The organism is Pseudomonas sp. Sample_24 (genome assembly GCF_004307605.1).
Lineage (GTDB): Bacteria > Pseudomonadota > Gammaproteobacteria > Pseudomonadales > Pseudomonadaceae > Aquipseudomonas.
In genome coordinates, this window is the sequence record NZ_RCNW01000397.1 from 1 (window position 1) to 4,051 (window position 4,051).

5 protein-coding genes are annotated in these 4,051 nt (G+C 59.1%); 2 read left to right on the top strand and 3 right to left on the bottom strand.

All coding sequences use genetic code 11. From position 1 onward, the window contains the following. Window positions 1-20 precede the first annotated feature (20 nt). A complete protein-coding gene (locus D8V06_RS23000) occupies window positions 21-1,496 on the top strand; it encodes an inorganic phosphate transporter (RefSeq protein ID WP_056856104.1) in 1,476 nt (491 codons plus the stop codon). Between the two features lie 295 nt (window positions 1,497-1,791). Here the strand turns inward: D8V06_RS23000 and ccoM are convergent, their stop codons facing one another. The 3 genes from ccoM to D8V06_RS23005 all read right to left on the bottom strand — a co-directional run bounded on the left by ccoM (window position 1,792) and on the right by D8V06_RS23005 (window position 2,648). Beyond that, entirely contained in the window at window positions 1,792-1,908 is a 117-nt protein-coding gene (ccoM, locus tag D8V06_RS31050; RefSeq protein WP_056856105.1) for a cytochrome c oxidase subunit CcoM, read from the bottom strand. Between the two features lie 143 nt (window positions 1,909-2,051). After that, complete coding sequence (locus tag D8V06_RS30470; RefSeq protein ID WP_008074569.1) at window positions 2,052-2,213, bottom strand: hypothetical protein; 162 nt, start codon at window positions 2,211-2,213, stop codon at window positions 2,052-2,054. Window positions 2,214-2,306: 93 nt separating this feature from the next. Continuing rightward, window positions 2,307-2,648, bottom strand: a complete 342-nt coding sequence (locus D8V06_RS23005; protein WP_056856106.1) for a hypothetical protein — start codon at window positions 2,646-2,648, stop codon at window positions 2,307-2,309. 231 nt (window positions 2,649-2,879) lie between these two features. Between D8V06_RS23005 and rapA the strand changes: the two genes are divergently transcribed. After that, on the top strand, window positions 2,880-4,051 hold a 1,172-nt coding region (gene rapA / locus D8V06_RS23010; protein WP_130931879.1), incomplete at its 3' end, for an RNA polymerase-associated protein RapA.

Genomic DNA, 4,051 nt, shown 5'->3' on the forward strand with positions numbered 1-4,051 from the left:
GACCGGGTCAGAAAACCTTCATGATCGATTTATTCAGCGGACTGGATGCTTGGGTGCTAGTGAGCCTCCTGCTCGCCCTGACTTTTGTCCTCGCCTTCGAGTTCATCAACGGATTTCATGACACCGCTAACGCGGTAGCCACTGTTATCTACACCAAAGCGATGCCGCCTCATCTGGCGGTGTTCTTTTCCGGTGTGTTCAATTTCCTCGGCGTGTTGCTGGGCGGCGTTGGCGTGGCGTATGCCATCGTCCACTTGCTGCCGGTGGAGCTGCTGATCAATGTGAACACCGGTCATGGACTGGCCATGGTGTTTTCGTTGCTCGCCGCCGCCATCGCCTGGAACCTGGGCACCTGGTACTTCGGTATCCCCGCTTCCAGCTCCCATACGCTGATCGGCTCGATTCTCGGTGTAGGCCTGGCCAACGCCCTGATCAACGAGATTCCGTTGGCCGATGGCGTGAACTGGCAGAAGGCAATCGATATCGCCATGTCGCTGGTGTTCTCGCCGATGGCAGGTTTCCTGATTGCAGCGCTGATTCTGATCGGCCTGAAATGGTGGCGTCCGCTGTCGAAGATGCACAAGACGCCGGAACAGCGCCGCAAGATCGATGACAAAAAGCACCCACCGTTCTGGAATCGCCTGGTCTTGGTGATCTCCGCCATGGCCGTGAGTTTCGTGCACGGTTCCAACGATGGCCAGAAAGGTATCGGCCTGATCATGCTGGTGCTGATCGGTATCGTGCCGGCGCAGTTCGTCCTTGATCTGAACAGCACCACCTACCAGATCGAACGCACCCGCGATGCCACCTTGCATCTGAATCAGTTCTACCAGCGCAACGCCGAAACCCTCGGCGAGTTCCTGGCACTGGGCAAAAGCGTGGAAGGTGATCTGCCGGAGAAATTCCGCTGCAACCCGCAGCAGACCGAACCGACCATCAACGCGTTGCTGGGCACCCTCAAGGGCGTAGCCGACTACCGCTCGCTGTCGGCGGAAAGCCGCATCGAAGTGCGCCGCTACCTGCTCTGCCTGGATGACACCGCGAAGAAAGTCAGCAAGCTGCCAGGCCTGCCCGCCCGTGAAAAGGCTGACCTGGACAAGCTGCGCAAGGACTTGACCACCACCACCGAATACGCGCCGTTCTGGGTGATTCTGGCGGTGGCCCTGGCCCTCGGCCTGGGCACCATGGTGGGCTGGAAACGCGTGGTTCTGACCATCGGTGAGAAAATCGGCAAGCAGGGCATGACTTATTCCCAGGGCATGTCGGCGCAGATCACCACTGCCAGCCTGATCGGCATGGCCAACATCTTCAGCTTGCCGGTGTCCACTACCCACGTGCTGTCTTCAGGCGTGGCCGGTACCATGGTCGCCAACAAAAGCGGTCTGCAAGGCGGCACCGTCAAAACCATCCTGCTGGCCTGGGTGCTGACCCTGCCAGCCACGGTTGCCCTGTCGGCCGGTTTGTTCTGGCTGGCCTCGAAGGCACTCGGCAGCTGATCAGCTGCCGAACGAAAAAGGCGCGCTCCGCAAGGACCGCGCCTTTTTTATTACCGGATGATCGTTCCCACGCTCTGCGTGGGAATGAATCCCGTGACGCTCCGCGTCAGAATTGGACGCAGAGCGTCCATGGCGGCATTCCCACGCAGAGCGTGGGAACGATCAAGAACGCAGAGCGTGGGAACGATCAAGAACGCAGAGCGTGGGAACGATCAACTTCAAGGAATCGCAGGCAAAAAAAAGGGCAACCGAAGTTGCCCAAAATGCCTTGCGTGCTCATTTCATCCAGAAAGACCTACGGTTTTTTCCGCTTGTGCGAATCCTTCCAGATAAAAAATCCGAATCCTGCAAAAAAAACGAACATGAGGCTGACGGTCAGCACTCCGGCGATCACCACGTTGTCGAAAAACATGACGCGTCTCCTGCTGTTGCCCTGTTGCGATAGGGCTAAGTTACCCAAACGGGCAGGAGAAAGAATTGACCGGGATCAATGTTGCCCGAGACCGGGCTCAAAGGAGGGGAAAAACTGACCTGCATCAACCGATGACGGGGGATTCAACGTTTTTTCGGTTTGTTCTTCGGTTTTTTCTTCGCCTTGCCCAGCGGCATGGCTTGCTCGAACGCCTGACGCACTTCATTAAGGCGTTTTTCGTTGAGGTCATGGACACGCTTGGCGCGTTCGGCGTTGAGGTCGATCAGTTTGTCGTCTTGGCTCATGGCGTTCAGTGCATCACTGGCAAATGAATTCAGCTGCCGAGGCAGGTTTGCGCCAATAATGCGGTCTGGCGACAGCGCTGACCAGCCACTCGCTCAAATCTCGATGTCGACCCACAATCCCTGGCGGGGCTGATCTTCCATCAATGGCGCCACCGGTACGGTGTTGTCGGCATTGAGTTCGTCCCCTGGGATGGCCAGATGCGCTTCAGGGTCTTCGTCGGCTTCACGGCGACGTCTTTCCTGTTCCTGCTTGCGCCGCTGTTCTTCGCGCAGTAGCAAGGCGGTTTCTTCAGGGTCACGCTTTTTCAGGTCGATGGTGCTGTCCGTGGAGCTTTCCTGCACGGGCACCACGGGTGCTATGTCCGGGCGCGGGCGGACCGGGTCGTGCTGAGAGGTGATCGGCACGGCACTCAAGGGAAGCATCGGTGGCAGCATATTTTTTGGTCTCCTGTCAGCAGGCTGTCGGCTGCGCAAATGGCGACTTGAGCCATCGGTCGCAAACTGTGACTCAATCGACACTGCCTTAACGGTCGCAAGCTAGGATTTGTTCAGGCCACGCGGATCAAAAAAACGCAGCCTACGGCACCTCCCACACAGGTATTCCTTTGGTCTGGAGACCTGATTCCGTTAAGATAGCCCGCTTTTTCAAGGTGGGAGTCAGGCAGCATGGCGCAGCAGTATCAACCGGGGCAACGCTGGATCAGTGACAGCGAAGCCGAGCTGGGTTTGGGCACCGTTCTGGCACAGGACGGCCGCTTGTTGACCGTGCTCTATCCGGCCACTGGCGACACCCGCCAGTACGCGCTAAGGAATGCGCCCCTCACCCGCGTACGGTTTTCGCCGGGTGACTCGATTACTCACTTCGAAGGCTGGAAACTGACCGTTCGCGAAGTCGACGACGTCGATGGCCTGCTGGTCTACCACGGCCTCAACGCGCAGAACGAAGTGGTTACCCTGCCGGAAACCCAGCTGTCGAACTTCATTCAGTTCCGCCTGGCCAGCGACCGTTTGTTCGCCGGGCAAATCGATCCGCTAGCCTGGTTCTCCCTGCGTTACCACACCCTCGAACACACCAGCCGCCAGTTGCAGTCCTCCCTCTGGGGCTTGGGTGGCGTACGTGCGCAGCCGATCGCGCACCAATTGCACATCGCCCGTGAAGTGGCCGACCGCATTGCACCGCGGGTATTGCTGGCTGACGAAGTAGGCCTGGGCAAGACCATCGAAGCCGGTCTGGTGATCCATCGCCAACTGCTCTCGGGCCGCGCCAATCGCGTGTTGATCCTGGTGCCGGAAAATCTCCAGCACCAGTGGCTGGTGGAAATGCGCCGGCGCTTCAACCTGCAAGTCGCACTGTTCGACGAAGAGCGCTTCATTGAAAGCGATGCCTCCAACCCGTTCGAAGACACCCAGCTCGCGCTGGTGGCCCTGGAATGGCTGGTGGAAGACGAGAAGGCCCAGGACGCACTGTTCGCCGCCGGCTGGGACTTGCTGGTGGTCGACGAAGCGCACCACCTGGTATGGCACGAAGATCAGGTCAGCCCTGAATACTCGCTGGTCGAGCAACTCGCCGAAACCATTCCCGGCGTACTGTTGTTGACCGCAACGCCGGAACAACTCGGCCAGGACAGCCACTTCGCCCGTCTGCGCCTGCTCGATCCGAACCGCTTCCATGACCTGCACGCCTTCCGCGCCGAGAGCGAGAACTATCGCCCGGTGGCCGAAGCCGTTCAGGAATTGCTCGACCAGGGCCGCCTGTCGCCGCAAGCGCACAAGACCATTCAAGGTTTCCTCGGCAACGAAGGCGAAGCCCTGCTGACCGCCGTCAACGATGGCGACAC

Coding starts and splice junctions, on each gene's coding strand:
- D8V06_RS23000 (WP_056856104.1), top strand. CDS start 21: ATGATCGATTTATTCAGCGGACTGGATGCTTGGGTGCTAGTGAGCCTC.
- ccoM (WP_056856105.1), bottom strand. CDS start 1,908: ATGTTTTTCGACAACGTGGTGATCGCCGGAGTGCTGACCGTCAGCCTC.
- D8V06_RS30470 (WP_008074569.1), bottom strand. CDS start 2,213: ATGAGCCAAGACGACAAACTGATCGACCTCAACGCCGAACGCGCCAAG.
- D8V06_RS23005 (WP_056856106.1), bottom strand. CDS start 2,648: ATGCTGCCACCGATGCTTCCCTTGAGTGCCGTGCCGATCACCTCTCAG.